The organism is Pseudomonas paraversuta, assembly GCF_904063065.1.
GTDB classification, from domain to species: Bacteria; Pseudomonadota; Gammaproteobacteria; order Pseudomonadales; family Pseudomonadaceae; genus Aquipseudomonas; species Aquipseudomonas paraversuta.
Genome location: NZ_CAJFCL010000012.1, coordinates 76,411 through 95,113 on the forward strand (window position 1 = coordinate 76,411; position 18,703 = coordinate 95,113).

Annotated in this window: 14 protein-coding genes; 10 read left to right on the top strand and 4 right to left on the bottom strand. The window is 60.5% G+C overall.

Features of this window, described 5'->3' with window-relative positions:
- Positions 1-9 precede the first annotated feature (9 nt).
- The 3 genes from JQ845_RS21225 (at position 10) to JQ845_RS21235 (ending at position 3,548) form a co-directional block, all read left to right on the top strand.
- The gene (locus JQ845_RS21225; RefSeq protein ID WP_161720181.1) at positions 10-1,665 is read left to right on the top strand and encodes a sodium:solute symporter family transporter; all 1,656 of its coding nucleotides are present in this window, start codon (positions 10-12) and stop codon (positions 1,663-1,665) included.
- 25 nt (positions 1,666-1,690) lie between these two features.
- Positions 1,691-1,981 (top strand): DUF485 domain-containing protein, encoded by a 291-nt coding sequence (locus JQ845_RS21230; RefSeq protein WP_161720179.1) that lies wholly within the window; start codon positions 1,691-1,693, stop codon positions 1,979-1,981.
- Positions 1,982-2,195: 214 nt separating this feature from the next.
- Positions 2,196-3,548 carry an OprD family outer membrane porin gene (locus tag JQ845_RS21235; protein WP_161720177.1) on the top strand — a complete coding sequence of 451 codons (1,353 nt, stop codon included), beginning with the start codon at positions 2,196-2,198 and terminating at the stop codon, positions 3,546-3,548.
- A gap of 67 nt (positions 3,549-3,615) precedes the next feature.
- On the opposite strand, the gene mhpT is transcribed toward JQ845_RS21235, so the two are convergent.
- Positions 3,616-4,842, bottom strand: a complete 1,227-nt coding sequence (mhpT, locus tag JQ845_RS21240; protein ID WP_161720175.1) for a 3-(3-hydroxy-phenyl)propionate transporter MhpT — start codon at positions 4,840-4,842, stop codon at positions 3,616-3,618.
- Positions 4,843-5,172: 330 nt separating this feature from the next.
- Between mhpT and JQ845_RS21245 the strand changes: the two genes are divergently transcribed.
- Positions 5,173-6,495 carry an OprD family porin gene (locus JQ845_RS21245; RefSeq protein ID WP_203009430.1) on the top strand — a complete coding sequence of 441 codons (1,323 nt, stop codon included), beginning with the start codon at positions 5,173-5,175 and terminating at the stop codon, positions 6,493-6,495.
- A 59-nt stretch (positions 6,496-6,554) separates the two neighbouring features.
- Here the strand turns inward: JQ845_RS21245 and JQ845_RS21250 are convergent, their stop codons facing one another.
- On the bottom strand, positions 6,555-7,040 hold the full coding sequence (locus JQ845_RS21250) for a MarR family winged helix-turn-helix transcriptional regulator (RefSeq protein WP_003444695.1): 486 nt from the start codon (positions 7,038-7,040) through the stop codon (positions 6,555-6,557).
- Between the two features lie 214 nt (positions 7,041-7,254).
- Between JQ845_RS21250 and JQ845_RS21255 the strand changes: the two genes are divergently transcribed.
- The 5 genes from JQ845_RS21255 (at position 7,255) to JQ845_RS21275 (ending at position 14,740) form a co-directional block, all read left to right on the top strand.
- Positions 7,255-8,085 (top strand): p-hydroxycinnamoyl CoA hydratase/lyase, encoded by an 831-nt coding sequence (locus JQ845_RS21255; RefSeq protein WP_003444693.1) that lies wholly within the window; start codon positions 7,255-7,257, stop codon positions 8,083-8,085.
- 109 nt (positions 8,086-8,194) lie between these two features.
- The gene (locus JQ845_RS21260; RefSeq protein WP_003444691.1) at positions 8,195-9,643 is read left to right on the top strand and encodes an aldehyde dehydrogenase; all 1,449 of its coding nucleotides are present in this window, start codon (positions 8,195-8,197) and stop codon (positions 9,641-9,643) included.
- A gap of 159 nt (positions 9,644-9,802) precedes the next feature.
- Positions 9,803-11,686, top strand: a complete 1,884-nt coding sequence (locus JQ845_RS21265) for a feruloyl-CoA synthase (RefSeq protein WP_203009431.1) — start codon at positions 9,803-9,805, stop codon at positions 11,684-11,686.
- Positions 11,683-12,924 carry a thiolase family protein gene (locus tag JQ845_RS21270; protein ID WP_003444688.1) on the top strand — a complete coding sequence of 414 codons (1,242 nt, stop codon included), beginning with the start codon at positions 11,683-11,685 and terminating at the stop codon, positions 12,922-12,924. The genes JQ845_RS21265 and JQ845_RS21270 overlap by 4 nt, the downstream gene beginning before the upstream one ends.
- A gap of 61 nt (positions 12,925-12,985) precedes the next feature.
- On the top strand, positions 12,986-14,740 hold the full coding sequence (locus JQ845_RS21275; RefSeq protein ID WP_203009432.1) for an acyl-CoA dehydrogenase: 1,755 nt from the start codon (positions 12,986-12,988) through the stop codon (positions 14,738-14,740).
- A 79-nt stretch (positions 14,741-14,819) separates the two neighbouring features.
- Here the strand turns inward: JQ845_RS21275 and JQ845_RS21280 are convergent, their stop codons facing one another.
- Positions 14,820-16,421, bottom strand: a complete 1,602-nt coding sequence (locus JQ845_RS21280) for an ABC transporter substrate-binding protein (RefSeq protein ID WP_161720169.1) — start codon at positions 16,419-16,421, stop codon at positions 14,820-14,822.
- Between the two features lie 261 nt (positions 16,422-16,682).
- Positions 16,683-17,249, bottom strand: a complete 567-nt coding sequence (locus tag JQ845_RS21285; RefSeq protein WP_003444682.1) for a helix-turn-helix domain-containing protein — start codon at positions 17,247-17,249, stop codon at positions 16,683-16,685.
- A gap of 159 nt (positions 17,250-17,408) precedes the next feature.
- On the opposite strand from JQ845_RS21285, the gene JQ845_RS21290 reads away from it, so the two are divergent.
- The gene (locus JQ845_RS21290; RefSeq protein WP_203009433.1) at positions 17,409-18,626 is read left to right on the top strand and encodes a M24 family metallopeptidase; all 1,218 of its coding nucleotides are present in this window, start codon (positions 17,409-17,411) and stop codon (positions 18,624-18,626) included.
- Positions 18,627-18,703 lie beyond the last annotated feature (77 nt).

Below are 18,703 nucleotides of genomic sequence, written 5' to 3' on the forward strand. Positions count from 1 at the left end.
GGAGCTCGCATGAAGCCCAAAATCCTGACAGCCTGTCTTTCGCTGATATTAGTGCTGGCCTCAAGCTCTGCCAGTGCGGCCACTGGCAGCAGTTATGCTGCCAACTGGCACACCCTGGTGCCGTTTTTCCTGCTGATCACCCTGACCCTGGCGATCACCCGTTGGGCCAGTAACCGTAGCCACAGCACCGCTGATTTTTACAACGCGGGGGGCGGCATCACGCCGATGCAAAACGGCTTTGCCCTGGCTGGCGACTACATGTCAGCGTCGACCTTTCTCGGCGCCGTGGCCATGCAGGCCCTGTATGGCTATGACAGTTTGATCTATGGGGTCGGCACCTTGATCGGCTGGCCAATCCTGTTGTTTCTAGTGGCCGAACCGCTGCGCAATCTTGGCCATTACACGTTGTCGGATGTGGTTTCGTTCCGCTTGAAAAAACGCCCGGTGCACTTGCTGACAGCGGCAAACTCGCTGGTCATCGTGCTGCTTTATCTGGTGGTACAGATGGTCGGCGCGGGTAAATTGATCCAATTGCTGTTTGGTACGCCCTATCTGATCTCGGTGGGTATGGTCGGCATCCTGGTGCTGCTGTATGTGGTTTTCGGCGGCATGCTGGCTACCACCTGGGTGCAAATAACAAAGGCAGTGCTGATCCTGGCTATCGGCAGTTTCCTCTGTTTCATGGTGCTCAAGAGTGTCGGCTTCAGCAGCGACCAATTGATCGACAGAGTGGTCCAGGCCTATCCCGGCGGGCTGGCGGTATTGGCTCCCAGCAAGCTCATATCGAACCCGATTGATGCTATTTCCTTGGGTGTTTCACTCATTTTCGGCATGGTCGGCATGCCCCATATCCTGATTCGCTTCTTCACCGTGAAAAACGGTGCCGCTGCTCGTCAATCGGCGTTCTATGCCACCTGCATTATTGCTTACTTCTATACCCTGATCGCCGTGATCGGTGCAGGGGCGGCGATTTTCGTCATCGGTAATCCCCAGTTTCTGGAGCCCGGCAGTCAAACGCTGGTCGGTGGCAGCAACATGGCAGCCCTGCACCTGGGGGCCTTTTTTGGCGGTGAGTTGTTTCTGGGCGTGATGTCCGCCGTGGCGTTCGCCACCATCCTGGCAGTCGTGGCCGGCCTTACTATCTCAGGCGCGTCGGCCGTTAGCCACGATATCTACACCCACCTGTTCCCCAGGAAAGAAAATAGCCCCAAGCGGGAGCTGATGATTTTCCGTGGGGCCTGTATCACCCTGATCGTCGTTGCTCTACTGCTGTCGCAACTGGTGCAGAACATGAACATCAGCTTCCTTGCCGGCCTGGTGTTTGCGGTTGCTGCAAGCACTAACTTTCCGATGCTGATCCTGTCGATCTTCTGGCGCGGGCTGACCACCCGGGGAGTCGTCGCCGCCTGCGTGTGCGGTCTCGTCTCTTCGGTGGGCCTGTTGGTGCTGGGGCCTGCAATTTGGGTCAATGTGCTGGGGCACGAAACGGCGATTTTCCCTTACTCCAATCCTGCGCTGTTCTCCATGAGCCTGGCCTTTATCGCCGCCTGGGTCGCCTCGATCACCGACCGCAGCCCATCGGGCCACGCCGAGCGTGCCAGGTTCGATGCCCAGCACTATCGGTCGCTGACCGGCATCAACGCCAACAACGCGATTGCTCACTGACCCTTGACCAAACGAGGTAACGACCATGCCGAGCCCGTTCACCACCCTTGAAGGCAATTGCTCTCTGGCGCGTCTGAAAAAAATCAGATTCTGGTTAGTCCTGGGGCTGACCGTGCTGACGCTGGGTGCGTATTTCAGCTTTATCCTGCTGATCGCGTTTGCTCCCCATTGGCTGACCCTACCGTTGTCGACCGAATCGCGGCTGACCACCGGGATCGTGGCGTGCCTAGGCCTCTACTGGTTTTGTGTAGCGGTCACAGGCTTCTACACGTGGTACGCGAACCGGCGCATCGATCCGCTGCTGCGCAACCTTTAGTGCCCCGGCGGCGTACAAGGAGGCCGCCCCTGAAAGGATCAATCTTGCCCCCCGCCAGTCCAGCAGACTGGCGGGAACCCGGGCCTTGCAGAGGCCGAGCCACTTAGCTGGCTTGCTCTGCATCGTTTCTACCGTCGAATACTTTCTAAAAACAATAACTGGTCAGCCTGACTGACCGGAAAAGTCATCTATCGGTTTCGATTCGGGGTTCACAATGCTCGTACGATTTTTCTTTGGTACTACCCTGGCCTGCGCCCTGTCGGGTTTGGCGCAGGGGGCTGGCAATCCTGCCCAACAAGAGCAGGCTCGAGGCTTTTTAGAGGGCAGTAGCCTCGATCTCAATCTTCGGCATTACTACGCCAACCAGCACGCTCGAGGTTCCACCTACCTGACCATTCAAAAACCGCAAGGTCGGGTACCCACCCGTACACGCGAAACCTGGGTACAGGCCAGCATGCTTAAACTCAGCTCAGGCTACACACAGGGCACACTTGGGTTCGGTTTGGATGCTGGCATTTTCAGCGCCGTGAACCTCGCCCGTGGTCACGGACAAGTGGCCAACGGTGCCGACCGTGTTCTGGTCGACAGCAGCGGCGACGCCATACCCACGTGGAGCCGCCTGGGACTTGGTATTGCGCGGTTTCGTGTGTCGAACACCGAGCTTAAGGTGGGCCGGCAGATGACGGAAAACCCGATACTGCGTTACAAAGACAACCGCGCTTTACCTTCCAGCTTCCAGGGGGCCGGGCTGTCCAGCAATGAGACCGATTGGTTGTCGCTGCAAGCGGGTAGCTTTGACCGCGTCATCCCCCGTACGGGGACAGGCGCTGAGCGACTCACCAGTGGTTTTGGCAACCGTCAATACAGTGGCGATCGCATCAGCTATGTGGGGGGAACGCTCAAGCCTGACTATGGCCTGGAGGCGACCCTTTATGCCTCGCGCTTTGAAAACATGTGGGATCAGTACTATTTCGGTGCGATCCACCGTGCCGGCGACAACGCGACCCTTGGCACCAGGATAGCGTTTGGTTACTACCACACGCGGGAGCAGGGCGAGCAACGTTTGGGCTACATCGACAATAGCGCCTACAGCGTCGCGCTCACCGGCAGCCACCAAGCCCACAGCGTGACACTGGCCTGGCAGCAGGTTATCGGCAACGAGTACTTCGACACAGTCTGGGAGTCAACCGGTAACTACCTGGCGAACTCGCTGTACTCGGAGTACAGCGGGCCCAACGAAAAATCCTGGCAGTTGCGTTACGAAGTTGACCTGGTGAGCGTGGGATTGCCCGGACTCACGGCGGCCACCTGGCATGCAAAGGGCTGGGACATCGATGGCACCCATTATGACGGGGACCGGAACGGACGTAACACAGGCTATAACGTGCGAACCCTGGATGGCGCCAAGCACCATGAAAATGCCTTGATGGTGACCTACACCGTGCAGTCCGGGCGCCTGAAGAACTCGACGCTGCGCACAATCATTTACAACCACCGTGCCAGCGGTGGACAGATCGATGGCAGCTATGACGAGTTTCGTCTGGTGGGTAATTTCCCGATCAATTAGCGCGTTTCATGTCGAAGTTAATCAAGCACCTGCACCAGACTCACGGGGCATCACAAGGTCTTAACCATCAAGGTCTAGAACAGGCTGCCTTCACCTGTGCTTTATCGCTCAATCGGGAGCGGGCGATAACGGTGAGGATCGACAGGGCAGCGATTACCAGCCCGGGTGAGGTTGCCAGTAGCACGCCGCTGGTGCCGGCTCCGGCGGCAAGGATCTGCCCGGCGGCCAGGGGGCCCGCCACTGAGCCCAGGCGACCGATTGCCACTGCCGCGCCGACGCCGGTGGCGCGCACTGCGGTCGGGTAGGACTGTGGCGCCAGGGCGTAGAGCACCAGTTGAGCAGCCATGACAAACAGCCCGGCGGCAAACCCGGCAATCGACATGGGCACGATACCGATCGACAAGCCGACCCCGGCCAGCGCCACCAGTAACCCGGCATACACGAACAGCACCACTTTGAATTTGTTGCAACGATCCAGCAGCAGGCCACCGAGCAGCGAACCGAGGGCGCCGCCAATGTTGAACAGCATCTGCACCATGCCCGCCTGAGATTTGCTGAAGCCCTGTTCCAGCAGTAATGACGGCAGCCAGTTGAGCAGCATGTACATCACAGTCAGGGTGAAGAAGTAGCTCAGCCACAAGGCCAGGGTGTTGCGTGCGCGGCCTTCACCGAACAGTGCCTGGGTAGTGGATGGTCGCAGGTTGTCCGTTGCTGAGTGTTGTTTGCGGAAGGCAGTGGATTCGGGCAGCAGCAGGGCCATCAGCGGCACGACCAACAAGGGCGCCAGGCCGCCGATGATAAAGGTGGTTTGCCAGTGCTCACTGGAGAACATTGCCACCGCCGCCGCAAGTGCCCCGCCCAAAGGCACGCCGCAGTACATGAAGCTGATGGCGGTGCCGCGATTGCGTTCACTCACGGCCTCGGCGCACAGGGCGATCAGGTTAGGCAGGGCGGCGCCCAGGCCCAGGCCTGTCATGAAGCGCACCAGCAACAGGCTGGAGTAGCTCTCCACATAGGCTGTGCACAGGGAAAACAGGCCAAACAGCAGCACGGCAGTGATGAGGATTTTCTTGCGCCCGATGCGATCGGCGATCCAGCCGCCAAAAAATGCCCCGGGCAACAGGCCGAGGATCCCGGCGCTGAACACCCATCCCAGCATTTTCGGGTCCAGAGCAAAACTCTGACGCAGCCCGGCGGCAGCAGTGCCGGCAGCTTGCAGATCGAAACCCTCGATCAGCGCAACGATAAAGCACAAAGCGATTGTCAGCGTCGAATGACGTGATGGAGTGTCCATGGGTGAACCTCATTGTTGTTTTTATTGTGGAGTCGAGCCGTTCCGTCGTGGTGGGCACGCTGAAGAGGGCGGCTGCGATTAAGATAACAAATATAACTAAAAAATGAAGCTGGCCCTTGGTAACGCAAAAAAATCAAAAATAAGCCCTATAAAACAATAAGTAAGCGTCTAGTTTCATATGTGCCAGAGAAATAGATAATAATATTAATGTTCGATTATCGGTCACTGATGATTGACGATTGCCTTCGACTGTTTCCATTCTCTGTCCGCGAATCCGGTTGTACTGCGCGCACCGGTAGCAAAAACAACAATAAAAAATGGACATCGAACATGCCAAAAATCCCTACGAACGCCGTTGCGGCGGCGTCAGCCGCTTGTGTGTCCAGCATCTACCCAAGGTTATTGCTGATGCTGCTAGGCTTGAGCGTTGTGCCCACCCAGCTTCGGGCCGAGGGCTTTATTGACGACGCCCATGGCATCTTGACCCTGCGCAATTACTACCTGGACCGTGAATACCAGGATGGCGGGGCCAAGACCGCGGCCAAGGAGTGGGCTCAGGGTTTCATCATGAATATGGAGTCGGGGTTTACCGAGGGCCCGCTGGGTTTTGGACTGGACGTCCGGGGGCTATTGGGCGTCAAGCTCGATTCCGCGCCGGATCGCAGCGGCACCGAACTGTTGCCGGTGTCGGCCGGCGACAAGCGTGCGGCGGATGATTACTCGCGCCTGGCACCGACGGCCAAATTGCGATTTGCCAAAACCACACTGAAATCCGGGGATGTGTCGATTTTCCTGCCGTTCGCCTTTGCCAGCCCCTCGCGACTGCTACCCCAAACCTTTCGCGGCAGCACCATCAGTTCCAGAGACATCGACGGCCTGACCCTGAACACTGGCTACATCGATCGCATCAACAAGCGCGATTCCACGGACTATCAGGCCATGACCATCGCCTCGCCGAACGGGCGTTTCAACGGCGCCGCCACCACTTCACACATGGCCTACCTGGGAGGCGATTACCAGGTCAACCAGGATCTCAGTCTGCGTGCTTACCATGCCGAGGTGGCCGACCTGTACCAACAGGACACCCTGGCGCTGCTGCATAACCTGCCGCTCGGTGACGGTGTGCTCACCAGCGACCTGCGCAGTTTTTTCAGCCGCGAAGCTGGTAGTGCCAAGGCCGGTGCAGTTGACAACCGCAACCTCTCGGCACTATTCAGCTACCGTTTCGGCGGGCACCGGCTGGGTCTGGGTTACATGCATTCCAGTGGAGACACGGCAACCCCTTATATCAGCGGCACAGAGTTGATGGGCATGAGCGAACTGACCATGAGTTCAGACTTTCTCAGTGCCAAGGAGCGCACCTGGCAAGCCATCTATGACTATGACTTCGTGGCGTCCGGGGTGCCCGGTCTGAACGGGCGGTTGCGTTATGTGCGCGGCGACAATATCGAGCTGGCAGCCTTCAACGCTGAAGACCGCAAAGAGCGCGAGTTCCAGATGGAGCTGGGCTATGTGGTGCAGAGCGGCCCGCTGAAAGACGTCGGGCTGTTGGCGCGCAAGTCGATCTATCGCAATGACTTCCCGGGCGGCGCGGCATTTCGCGATGAAAACCAGACCCGGTTTCTGGTGGTCTATACCTTGCAGATCTGGTAACCCCGAGTCCCTCAGCATTTTCCGCCGGCCGCCCATTTGCGGCGTGCCGGCGTCTGTGTTCAGTCCTGATAGACCTTCTTCAACAAGCGCAGCAGCTCTTCGCGTTCCTCGCCATCGAGCGCCGCGGTGGCGTCAAGGTCGCTTTGCACGGCGATCTGCTTGAGTTCCTTGAGCAGGGTCTCGCCGGTCTTGCTGAGGAAGATCCCGTAAGAGCGTTTGTCCGGTTTGCAGCGCACCCGTACCGCCAGCGCGCGACTTTCCAGTTTGTTGAGCAGGGGCACCACCTGGGGCGGCTCGATGGCCAGTGCCCGAGCCAGGTCGGCCTGCATCAATCCGGGGTTCTGGTCGATGATCGCCAGGGCCGAGAATTGCGCGGGTCGCAGGTCATGGGCCGAAAGGCGACCAATCAGGTTCTGGAATAATTTCAGCTGGGCGCGGCGCATGGCGTAGCCGATCAGGTCGTCCAGTGCCGAGTCCAGTGCGGTTTGCATCTGGGGCGGCGGCAGGGACTCGCTTGGGGCTGCGGGGGGTGAAGGCTTGGCCATTGCGGGTGAGTCCTGAAAAAGTGGAGGTTAACAAGGCTATCTATTTTGCCGGGGTTGGCCAGTGATAGCTATGGTCAATGTTGTTTTAAGGTGCTACGGCAGGTTCTTTCAGCGGGATAGAAAAATGGTTAATTTTATTAATGGTTAATTGACATAACTAAATTGCTGCTTTAATTTCTAGCTATCTTCAAGCCAAGAACAAGAGTGCATCATCATGAGCAACTACGAAGGTCGCTGGACAACGGTCAAAGTCGAGATTGAGGAGGGCATTGCCTGGGTCATCCTCAATCGCCCTGAAAAACGCAACGCGATGAGCCCGACCCTGAACCGGGAAATGATCGATGTGCTGGAAACCCTGGAACAGGACCCGGCCGCTGGCGTGCTGGTGCTGACCGGCGCCGGCGAGGCCTGGACTGCGGGCATGGACCTCAAGGAGTACTTCCGCGAAGTGGACGCCGGCCCGGAGATACTTCAGGAAAAAATCCGTCGCGAAGCGTCGCAATGGCAATGGAAACTGCTGCGCATGTACGCCAAGCCGACCATTGCCATGGTCAACGGCTGGTGCTTTGGTGGTGGCTTCAGTCCGTTGGTGGCCTGCGACCTGGCGATCTGCGCCGACGAAGCGACCTTCGGCCTTTCGGAAATCAACTGGGGCATCCCGCCGGGCAACCTGGTGAGCAAAGCCATGGCCGACACCGTGGGCCATCGTCAATCGCTGTACTACATCATGACCGGCAAGACCTTTGGTGGGCAGAAAGCCGCCGAGATGGGGCTGGTCAACGAAAGCGTGCCCCTGGCGCAACTGCGTGAAGTCACGGTAGAGCTGGCGCGTAACCTGCTGGAGAAAAACCCGGTGGTTTTGCGTGCGGCCAAGCATGGCTTCAAACGCTGTCGCGAACTGACGTGGGAGCAGAACGAAGATTACCTCTACGCCAAGCTCGATCAGTCACGTCTGCTTGACACTGAAGGCGGCCGTGAGCAGGGCATGAAACAATTCCTCGACGACAAGAGCATCAAGCCTGGCCTGCAAACCTACAAACGCTGAGACACGGCGGCGAGTTACCGGGCGCATCCCGCTGCTGGCGGTTGCGCCCGGGTGCTGGGTCTAGATCGCTCAAATGCATTCCCGATAAAGACAATAAAGAGGAATCACCATGCTGGACGTGCCCCTGTTGATTGGCGGCCAGTCGTGCCCCGCCCGCGACGGTCGAACCTTCGAACGCCGTAACCCGGTTACTGGCGAGTTGGTGTCGCGGGTTGCTGCCGCCACCCTGGAAGATGCCGACGCCGCAGTGGCCGCGGCCCAGAAGGCGTTCCCCGAGTGGGCTGCACTGGCGCCCAATGAGCGTCGCTCCCGTTTGCTCAAGGCGGCCGAGCAATTGCAGGCGTGCAGCGCCGAGTTCATCGCGGCTGCCGGCGAGACCGGGGCCATGGCCAACTGGTACGGTTTCAACGTGAAGCTGGCGGCCAATATGCTGCGCGAGGCGGCGTCGATGACCACCCAGATCACCGGCGAAGTCATCCCCTCGGATGTGCCTGGCAGTTTCGCCATGGCCCTGCGCCAGCCTTGCGGCGTGGTGCTGGGCATCGCTCCCTGGAACGCCCCGGTCATTCTTGGCACCCGCGCTATCGCCATGCCATTGGCCTGTGGCAACACCGTGGTGCTCAAGGCCTCAGAACTGAGCCCGGCAGCACACCGCTTGATCGGTCAGGTATTGCAAGACGCAGGCTTGGGTGATGGGGTGGTCAATGTCATCAGCAACGCTCCGGCGGATGCGGCGGCGATTGTCGAGCGGTTGATCGCCAACCCGGCTGTGCGACGGGTCAACTTCACCGGCTCGACCCATGTCGGGCGCATTGTCGGTGAACTCGCGGCGCGCCACCTCAAACCCGCTTTGCTGGAACTGGGCGGCAAGGCGCCGTTTTTGGTGCTCGATGACGCTGACCTGGATGCGGCGGTGGAGGCAGCTGCCTTTGGCGCCTACTTCAATCAGGGGCAGATCTGCATGTCCACCGAGCGTCTGATCGTCGACGCCAAAGTCGCTGATGCGTTCGTCGCCAAGCTGGCGGCCAAGGTTGCAACCCTGCGGGCCGGTGATCCAGCGGCCACGGATTCAGTACTCGGCTCACTGGTGGATGCCGGTGCCGGGACGCGCATCAAGGCGTTGATCGATGATGCCGTGGCCAAGGGCGCGCGGCTGGTGGTCGGCGGGCAACTGGACGGCAGCATTTTGCAGCCGACCCTGCTCGACGGCGTCAATGAGAGCATGCGTCTGTACCGCGAGGAATCCTTCGGCCCAGTGGCCGTGTTGCTGCGCGGTGACGGCGATGAAGCGCTGCTGCGCCTGGCCAACGACTCCGAGTTCGGTTTGTCGGCGGCGATATTCAGTCGCGACACCGGGCGTGCCCTGGCGCTGGCGCAACGGGTCGAGTCGGGCATCTGTCATATCAATGGCCCGACCGTGCACGACGAGGCGCATATGCCCTTCGGCGGGGTCAAGTCGAGCGGTTACGGCAGTTTTGGCGGCAAAGCGTCGATCGAGCATTTTACCCAACTGCGTTGGGTTACCTTGCAGAATGGACCGCGGCACTACCCGATCTGAACAGGCGTCGCCACGTCGGGCGTCGACTTCCCTGGAAGCGCAGCGCCCGCGTGCAAGGCAGAAATAACAATAACAAGGTTGCGGCCAACGGCTGCCACGCTATCCGCGAGTCATCTGTGTGTGGCTTGGTTTCAGCGTGCCTTGATGGAGAGCAAGCACGTGAGTTCCGAATTCAGATCGCAATCCAATGACCAAGCCGGTGCACCGCGCTATCGCCATGTGTCCATTGGCTGTTCGGCGGTCGAGGTCACAGAACAGCAGGGCGTATTGCACATGCGCTCCCTGGAACCGTTGGCCGAGTTGCCCAAGCGGCTGCTCGATCGGCTGGTGCACTGGGCCCAAGAGCGTCCCGAGCAGACCTTTATCGCCGCCCGTCAGGCCAGCGGTGATTGGCGCCGGATCAGTTACGCCCAGATGCTCGACAGTGTCCGGGCCATCGCTCAAAGCCTGTTGAGCTACGGCCTGTCGGCAGACAAGCCTCTGGTGCTGCTCTCGGGCAATGACCTCGAACATTTGCAGGTCGCCTTCGGCGCCATGTACGCGGGCATCCCTTACTGCCCGGTGTCGCCGGCCTATTCGCTGCTGTCCCAGGACTTTGCCAAGCTGCGCCACGTTTGCGACCTGCTGCAACCGGGCCTGGTGTTCGTCAGTGATGCCGCCGCCTACCAGCGCGCCATCGATGCCGTGATACCAACCGATACGCCAATGATTTCGGTGCGTGGCCAGGTTGCGGGGCGCCGCCAGGCGAGCTTCGCCAGCCTGCTTGAGCAGCCGGGTGGTGCCGAGGCCGAAGCCGCGTTTGCCAGCACGGGCCCGGACAGCGTTGCCAAGTTTCTTTTCACCTCCGGTTCCACTCGTTTACCCAAAGCGGTGATCACGACCCAACGCATGCTCTGCGCCAATCAGCAGATGCTGTTGCAGACCTTCCCGGTGTTCGGCGAAGAGCCGCCCGTGCTGGTGGACTGGTTGCCGTGGAACCACACCTTTGGTGGCAGCCACAACATTGGCATCGTGCTCTACAACGGCGGCAGTTTTTACCTGGACGACGGCAAACCCACGGCGCAGGGTTTTGCGCAAACGCTGCGTAACCTCAAGGAATTGTCGCCCACCGCTTACCTGACGGTGCCCAAGGGCTGGGAAGAACTGGTCACGGCGCTGGAACAGGATGCGCAACTGCGGGAATGTTTTTTCAAACGCATCAGTCTGTTTTTCTTCGCCGCCGCTGGTTTGTCGCAAAGCGTCTGGGACCGTCTGGACCGGGTTGCCGAACAGCACTGCGGCGAACGTATCCGGATGATGGCCGGGTTGGGCATGACCGAGGCCGCGCCATCCTGCACCTTTACCACCGGGCCATTGTCCATGGCCGGTTACATAGGCCTGCCGGCGCCGGGTTGCGAGGTGCGTCTGGTGCCTGCGGACGGCAAACTGGAAGGGCGCTTCCGTGGCCCGCACATCATGCCCGGTTACTGGCGCTCACCGCAGCAGACCGCCGAGGTGTTCGATGATCAGGGCTATTACTGTTCCGGTGATGCACTCAAACTCGCCGACCCCCGCGATCCGCAATTGGGGCTGATGTTTGACGGGCGCATCGCCGAAGATTTCAAACTGTCCTCCGGGGTCTTTGTCAGCGTCGGGCCTCTGCGCAGTCGCGCCGTGCTCGAAGGTTCGCCCTATGTCCAGGACTTGGTAGTGACCGCGCCGGATCGTGAATGCCTGGGGGCGCTGGTATTCCCGAGAATGTATGAATGCCGACAGCTGTCGGGGCTTTCGGCCAGTGCCAGCGACACCGAGGTGCTGGCCAGCGCGCCAGTGCGCGAATGGTTCGCCGACTGGTTGCAGCGACTCAATCGCGAAGCCAGCGGCAATGCCAGTCGCCTTGAATGGATCGCATTGCTCGACGAACCGGCGTCCATCGACCGCGGTGAAATTACGGACAAAGGTTCGATCAATCAGCGAGCGGTGTTGAAGTGGCGTGCCGATCAGGTCGAGGCCCTGTATCGCGGGCTCGATCCGGCGATTCTACGCGCGGGGGCCAGGCTGTGAGCGCTGGCGGCCAGTACTCGGTTTTCACTGACGCTGCCATCATCGATGCGCTGCGCACACCCTGGGTCGACTTCAATGGTGCGCTGGCCGAGGTGTCGCCAATCGACCTGGGAATCAAGGTCGGGCGCGAAGTGTTGGCCCGCGCAGGGGTCGATCCGCAAGGGGTGGACAGCGTACTGGCGGGCTCCATGGCCCAGGCCAGTTTCGATGCTTACCTGCTGCCACGGCATATCGGCCTCTACAGCGGCGTGCCTCAATCGGTACCGGCATTGGGGGTGCAGCGCATCTGCGCCACCGGTTTCGAACTTCTGCACCAGGCTGCCAGGCAGTTGGATGACGGCGTGCAACTGGCGCTGTGCGTAGCGGCCGAATCCATGTCGCGCAATCCGATTGCGGCGTACACCCATCGTGGCGGTTTTCGCCTCGGTGCCAGCGTGCAGTTCAAGGATTTTCTCTGGGAAGCACTGTTTGATCCGGCCCCCGGGCTGGACATGATCGCCACGGCCGACAATCTGGCGCGGCGCTATGGCCTGAGCCGTGAAACTGTGGATGCTTATGCCTGCGACAGCCATCGGCGGGCGCTGGCGGCGCAGCAAACGGGCTGGCTGGCGCCGGAGATCGTGGCCGTAGGTCATCAGACTTTCGACCTGGACGGTTACCAGCCGCGCGGCATCACCCTGCCACGTGGGGTCGATACTGTGAGTGAAGACAGCCATCCACGGCCTGCTGAGCTGGCGGCCTTGGCCCGACTGCGTGCGGTGCACCAAGGCGGGGTGCAGACCGCCGGCAACAGCTGTGCGGTGGTCGATGGCGCGGCGGCGGCGCTGGTCGCCCGCACTTCGGCCTGCCGGGATACGCCATTGGCCCTGCTGCGGGCCAGCGCCGTGGTCGGGGTGGCGCCTGAGTTCATGGGTATAGGTCCGGCACCGGCGATCCGCCTGCTGTTGCAACGCAGCGGCCTGGAGCTGAATCAAATTGGCCGTTACGAAATCAACGAAGCCCAGGCCGCGCAAGTGCTGGCCGTGGCACAGGAATTGGAACTGGACCATTCGCGTCTCAACGTTCAGGGCGGTTCGCTGGCTCTGGGTCACCCGCTGGCTGCCAGTGGTTTGCGCCTGGTGCTGACCTTGGCCCGTCAGCTGCGCGAGCACAACCTGCGCTACGGGATTGCAGCGGCCTGTGTCGGCGGCGGGCAGGGCATGGCCTTGTTGATCGAGAACCCGGGCTGGTGCGCCTGAGGTTTTAGCGACCCGCCCGCAGCGGCGGGTGTGACTTGTTTTCTACCGGATGAGGTTTGCCATGTGGAGCTATCAGGCGCCCTTGCGCGATATGCAATTTGTTCTTGAACACTGGCTGCAGGCGCCCGAGGCCTGGCGTCGCAGCCCGGTGTTCGAGGCGCTGGATTTACCGCTGGCCGTACAGGTACTCAAAGAAGCCGGGCGCTTCAGCAGTGGCGTATTGGCGCCGTTGAACAGCCGTGGCGATCGCCAGGGTTGCCACTTGAGCGAAGGCCGGGTCACCACCCCGGACGGATTTTGCGACGCGTATCGGGCCTATGTTGACGGTGGTTGGCCGGCCTTGGCTTGCGCCGAAGCGCTGGGCGGGCAGGGTTTGCCGCAAGTGCTCGACGCGGCGCTGCAAGAGATGCTTTACGCCAGTAACCACGCTTGGGCCATGTACACCGGCATCGCCCACGGCGCCTATCTGTGTTTGAAAACCCACGGTGCCCCGTGGTTGCAGGAGCGCTATCTTCGCGCAATCATCAGCGGCGAAAGCTTGCCCACCATGTGCCTGACCGAGCCCCAGGCGGGGAGTGATGTCGGCCTGCTACGCTGTCGCGCAGAGCCTCGGGGCGACGGGAGTTACCGGCTTGATGGCAACAAGTTGTTTATCTCGGGCGGCGAGCACGACCTCACCAGCAACATCCTGCATCTGGTGCTGGCTCGCGTACCGGGAGCACCAGCCGGCAGCCACGGAATTTCGTTGTTCCTGGTGCCGAAGTTGCTGGATGGTGGCCAGGCCAACGGCGTGATCTGCGATGGCATCGAGCACAAGATGGGGATCAAGGGCAGCGCTACTTGTTCACTGGTGTTCGATGCCGCCCAGGGTTGGTTGATTGGTGAGGTCAATCGCGGGCTGAAGGCGATGTTCGTGATGATGAATTCGGCACGTCTGCATGTTGGCCTGCAAGGCCTGGGGCACTGCGAAGCGGCTTGGCAGAACGCCCGCAGCTATGGCGCCGAACGCCAGCAGATGCGCGCACCGTCAAGGCCGGCCGGGGTGGTGGCGCAGGCTGTCGACCCGATCAATTACCATCCGGCAATACGTCGCATCCTGCTTGAATTGCGCGCCACCAGCGAAGGCCTGCGCGCTATCGGTTATTGGGTCGCGCATCTGTTGGACCAGGCGGAACATGAGCCTGAGCCAAGGGCGCGGCAACAAGCTGGACAACTGGCGCAGTTGCTGACGCCGATCATCAAGGCGTTTTTCACCGAGCAGGGGTTTCGCCAGGCCAGCAACGCCTTGCAGGTGTTTGGCGGGTACGGCTACATCGCCGAATTTGCCATCGAACAAACCCTGCGCGACAGTCGCATCGCCATGATCTATGAAGGTAGTAACGAGATACAGGCCAACGACCTGCTCCTGCGTAAGGTGCTGGGGGATCAGGGTCAGGCTTTTGAGCTGTTGTTGGCGCAGTTGCGCGAAGAGTCCAGACTTGGCGCCGATATACCGGAGTGCGCAGGCTTTGCTGAACAGCTGGCGAGACTGTGCACCACCCTTGAAGTGCTGGTTGGCGAGGTGCGTGAGCTGTCACTCGAGGATGCAGAGTACCCGTATCGAGCTGCCGGGGACTTCCTCCAGCTTTGCGGCCTGATCCTGCTTGCGCTGGCCTGGGGCCGGGCGGCACGGGTCTCGCGACAACTTGCCGAAGATGACCCGCTCCGCGCCGCCAAGCTGGAAACCGCCGGGTTCTTTTTCAGCTACCTGTTGCCCCAGGCCGAGCAGCGTGTGGCCGCAGTGCGTGGGGCGCGGGCAGCGTTGGCGTTTATCTGAGGTTCAGTCAAAGTCGCGGATGACAAAGTCCTCGCCGGTGCGAGGACGGTGAAGGGGCCGCCTGGTCGGCCCCGGTCATTCACTGTTGGTTGGACACGCCGTAGAAGCTGCTGAGTCCGAAGGGGCTGATCAGGAAGTCCTTCACACTGGTGCGCATCGGCTGGTAGACCGTGGAGTGGGCGATCGGGGTGATAGGCACCTGTGATTTCAGGAGATGCTGTGCTTCTTTGTACAGCGCGGTGCGCTTTTCCACATCGGAGGTGGCCTCGGCGGCCTTCACCAGTTTTTCGTAGTCCTCATTGCACCACTTGGAGAAGTTGTTGCCGTTGACCGAGTTGCAGCTGTACAGGGTGCCCAGCCAGTTGTCCGGGTCACCGTTGTCGCCAGTAAAGCCGATCAGCATGACGTCGTGCTCGCCGGCGTGGGCGCGCTTGATGTACTCGCCCCATTCGTAGCTGACGATGTTGGCCTTGATGCCAATTCTGGCCCAGTCGGCCTGCAGCATTTCGGCCATCAGCTTGGCGTTGGGGTTGTAGGGGCGTTGCACCGGCATGGCCCAGAGGGTGATTTCTGTGCCTTCTTTCACACCTGCCGCCTGCAGCAGCTCCCTGGCCTTCTGCGGGTTGTGGGCGACGTCCTTGATGGTCTCGTCGTAGGACCACTGGGTCGGCGGCAGCCCGTTGACGGCCAGTTGGCCGGCACCCTGGTAAACAGCGTCGATGATGGCTTGCTTGTTTACCGCCATGTCCAGCGCCTGGCGTACTTCGAGTTTGTCGAACGGCTTGCGGGTGAAGTTGTAGGCGATATAGCCAAGGTTGAAGCCTGGTTGACTGGGCATCTGCAGGTTCTGGTCTTGCTGCAGCGGCTTGATATCGGCCGGGCGCGGGTAGGCAGTGATCTGGCATTCGTTCTTTTTCAGTTTTTGCATGCGCACCGAGGGGTCGGTGGTGATGGCGAAGATCAGATTGTCGATCTTCACGTCTTCAGGCTTCCAGTAATTCTGGTTGCCCTTGTAGCGAATCTGCGCGTCTTTCTGGTACTTGCTGAACACGAACGGGCCAGTGCCGATCGGCTTTTGGTTGATGTCCTTGGCCTTGCCTTGCTTGAGCAACTGGTCGGCGTATTCGGCCGACTGGATCGAGGCGAAACTCATGGCCATGTTCTGAATGAAGGCTGCGTTCACAGTACTGAGGGTGAACTTGACGGTATGGTCGTCGACTTTTTCGACCCCGGTGATGTTTTCGTTCATCCCCATGTCCGTGAAGTAGGGGAATTCGGTGGGGTAGGCCTTGCGGAAAGGCATGTCCTTGTCGAGCATGCGGTTGAAGGTGAACAGCACGTCGTCGGCGTTGAAGTCGCGGGTCGGCTTGAAGTAGTCGGTGGTGTGGAACTTGACCCCGTCCCGCAGGTGGAAGGTGTAGGTCAGGCCATCGGGAGAAACCTCCCAGCGGGTTGCCAGGCCGGGGACGACCTTGGTGCCGCCACGCTCGAACTGCGCCAGCCGGTTGAAGACGGTTTCGGCTGAGGCGTCGAAGTCGGTCCCCGTGGTGTATTGGCCCGGGTCGAAGCCGGCCGGGCTGCCTTCGGAGCAGAACACCAGGTTGCTGGCGGCATGGGTCAAGCCGCAGCCGAGGATCAGGCCGGCGGCGATCATGGTCTTGAGCGTGGTCTTTTTGCGCATGCGAACCTCATTGTTGTTATTTTGAGGGCGGCAGATCAGGTAGCCCGTTTCTGGGGGATGCACCTGATCCTGCGGCTTTACGGGCTGTGGGCTGCCCGTCATTTTTGAACAGGCAGCCGAAGGCAGGTGTCCTGGCTTGGGCGGTAGCGCTGAAGGGGGGAGGGATACTCGCGCCGCCAGTGGCCGAGAAAAAATTTAAGTCAATCTAAAATTAATTTCAACTTAAATTAAGTGCTACTTACTTTTTGTAAGTGTGCCCGATCAGGCTGCGGGGTGATCGTCGAGTAACCCGCCCATGGTGGTGACGACCAGCACTTCGGCAACATCGTCGCCCGCATTGGCAATGGAATGCGGCCTGGTGGAGTCGAAATGTATCGACCCGCCCGGGCCAAGCGGGTATTTGTGGCCATCTATGGCGTAGACGATTTGCCCGCAGAGCACATAGGTAAACTCTGCGCCTTCGTGGCAAATGAGCTCGGACTGGTAGCCCACTGCCATAGTCATCTTCATCGCGTTGATCAGGTTGCCGGGGAAGTTGCTGGACAGGCGCTCGTAGACCAGCGGCTGGCTACCGATGCTATAGCGTACGCGCTGGCCCTGGTGGGAGTCGGGCTGGGGCTGGGCGGGCTGGTCGAACAGGGTGTTGAGCGCAACGCCCAGGGATTTTGCGATTCGCGCCAGCGAGGAGATGGACACGCCAGTGAGGTTACGCTCCGCCTGGGACAAGAAGCTGGCTGTCAGGCCTGACTCAGTGGCCACTTGTTTCAGGGTCTTGTTGGCGGCGCGGCGGTAGCGGCGCAGCCGTTCACCGATCTGTTCTACGGTCATTGGCGTGGCTCGTATTTTGAAAGGCGCCAGTATAACGGGCGGGGCACTGGAAAAACGTTTTTCGCCTTACTGGAATTAAGCACCACTAAAAATATGGATTGACGGTTTTTTAAGTCAGGCTTAAATTTCGCCCACTGCAGCATAATTCGGGAGAACGAGATGACAGTGGGTGTAGGTGGCAAAACTCCGGAACAGGCGCTGGCAGGCCTGGCGCAGATGACCGAGGGCATGAAGCCTGTCGGCCTCGACGAATACCAGTCGCGCATTGCCAAGGCCCAGGGCCTGATGCGAGAGCAGGGTATCGCCGCCCTCTACCTGAACGCTGGCAGTAACCTGTACTACTTCACCGGGGTGAAGTGGAGCCCGAGCGAACGCATGGTCGGTGCCGTGCTGCCCGCCAACGGAGCGCTGGCCTATATCGCTCCGGCATTCGAGGAGGGCACCATTCGCGACTTCCGCGAGGTGGACGGGTTTATTCATGGCTGGCAGGAGCACGAGAGTCCCTACCGCCTGCTGCTCGATATGCTCGCTGCAATGGGGGGCGCCGCCGATGCAGTGGTGGGCCTGTGCCCGTCCCTGGCATTTTTCATGTTCGATGGCATCCGCCGCCTCGGATCGGACTTAAAGTTCGTCGACGCTTCTTGCGTGACGAACCTGTGTCGCTATCACAAGTCCGCTAGCGAGCTGGCGCTGATGCAGCGTGCCAAAGACATGACCCTGGAAGTGCAAAAGGCTGCCGCCAGCATCCTGCGCGCAGGCATCAGTACCACCGAGGTTGCCGAGTTCATCCGTGAGGCGCACCGCAAGGTGGGCGCACCGGGTTCGACCTTCTGCATCGTGCTGTTCGGCGAGGCCAGTGCCTTTCCCCACGGCGTAAAGCACGCGCAGGTGCTCAAGGACGGCGACATGGTGCTGATCGACACGGGTTGCCTGCTCCACGGCTATCAGTCGGATATCACTCGCAGTTACGTGTTCGGCACCCCGAGCGACCGCCAGCGCGCCCTGTGGAACCTGGAAAAAACCGCCCAGCTGGCCGCCTTCGACGCTGCGCGCCTGGGTGAACCCTGCCAGGTGGTGGATGCCGCCGCGCGTCTCGCCCTGGAAGCCGCCGGTCTCGGCCCGGACTACCAGTTACCCGGCTTGCCGCACCGCACCGGACATGGCATCGGCCTGGACATTCACGAAGGGCCTTACCTGGTGCGTGGTGACCTGACGCCGCTGGCCGAGGGCATGTGCTTCTCCAATGAGCCAATGATTTGCATCCCGGGCGAGTTCGGCATTCGCCTGGAAGATCATTTCTACATGACAGCCACTGGCCCGCGCTGGTTTACCCGGCCGAGCCATTCTGTAGACGACCCGTTCGGGCTTCAGGCCTGAGGGCAGGCCTGGCACCGGGGGGGCTTTGGTTGGAAATGGGCGCTGTCATGAAGCGTGTCTGGCAAACCAGCCAGGCC

Bases quoted from the DNA above. Each gene is read 5' to 3' on its own strand.
- JQ845_RS21225 (WP_161720181.1), top strand. From the start codon at position 10: ATGAAGCCCAAAATCCTGACAGCCTGTCTTTCGCTGATATTAGTGCTG.
- JQ845_RS21230 (WP_161720179.1), top strand. From the start codon at position 1,691: ATGCCGAGCCCGTTCACCACCCTTGAAGGCAATTGCTCTCTGGCGCGT.
- JQ845_RS21235 (WP_161720177.1), top strand. From the start codon at position 2,196: ATGCTCGTACGATTTTTCTTTGGTACTACCCTGGCCTGCGCCCTGTCG.
- mhpT (WP_161720175.1), bottom strand. From the start codon at position 4,842: ATGGACACTCCATCACGTCATTCGACGCTGACAATCGCTTTGTGCTTT.
- JQ845_RS21245 (WP_203009430.1), top strand. From the start codon at position 5,173: ATGCCAAAAATCCCTACGAACGCCGTTGCGGCGGCGTCAGCCGCTTGT.
- JQ845_RS21250 (WP_003444695.1), bottom strand. From the start codon at position 7,040: ATGGCCAAGCCTTCACCCCCCGCAGCCCCAAGCGAGTCCCTGCCGCCG.
- JQ845_RS21255 (WP_003444693.1), top strand. From the start codon at position 7,255: ATGAGCAACTACGAAGGTCGCTGGACAACGGTCAAAGTCGAGATTGAG.
- JQ845_RS21260 (WP_003444691.1), top strand. From the start codon at position 8,195: ATGCTGGACGTGCCCCTGTTGATTGGCGGCCAGTCGTGCCCCGCCCGC.
- JQ845_RS21275 (WP_203009432.1), top strand. From the start codon at position 12,986: ATGTGGAGCTATCAGGCGCCCTTGCGCGATATGCAATTTGTTCTTGAA.
- JQ845_RS21280 (WP_161720169.1), bottom strand. From the start codon at position 16,421: ATGCGCAAAAAGACCACGCTCAAGACCATGATCGCCGCCGGCCTGATC.
- JQ845_RS21285 (WP_003444682.1), bottom strand. From the start codon at position 17,249: ATGACCGTAGAACAGATCGGTGAACGGCTGCGCCGCTACCGCCGCGCC.
- JQ845_RS21290 (WP_203009433.1), top strand. From the start codon at position 17,409: ATGACAGTGGGTGTAGGTGGCAAAACTCCGGAACAGGCGCTGGCAGGC.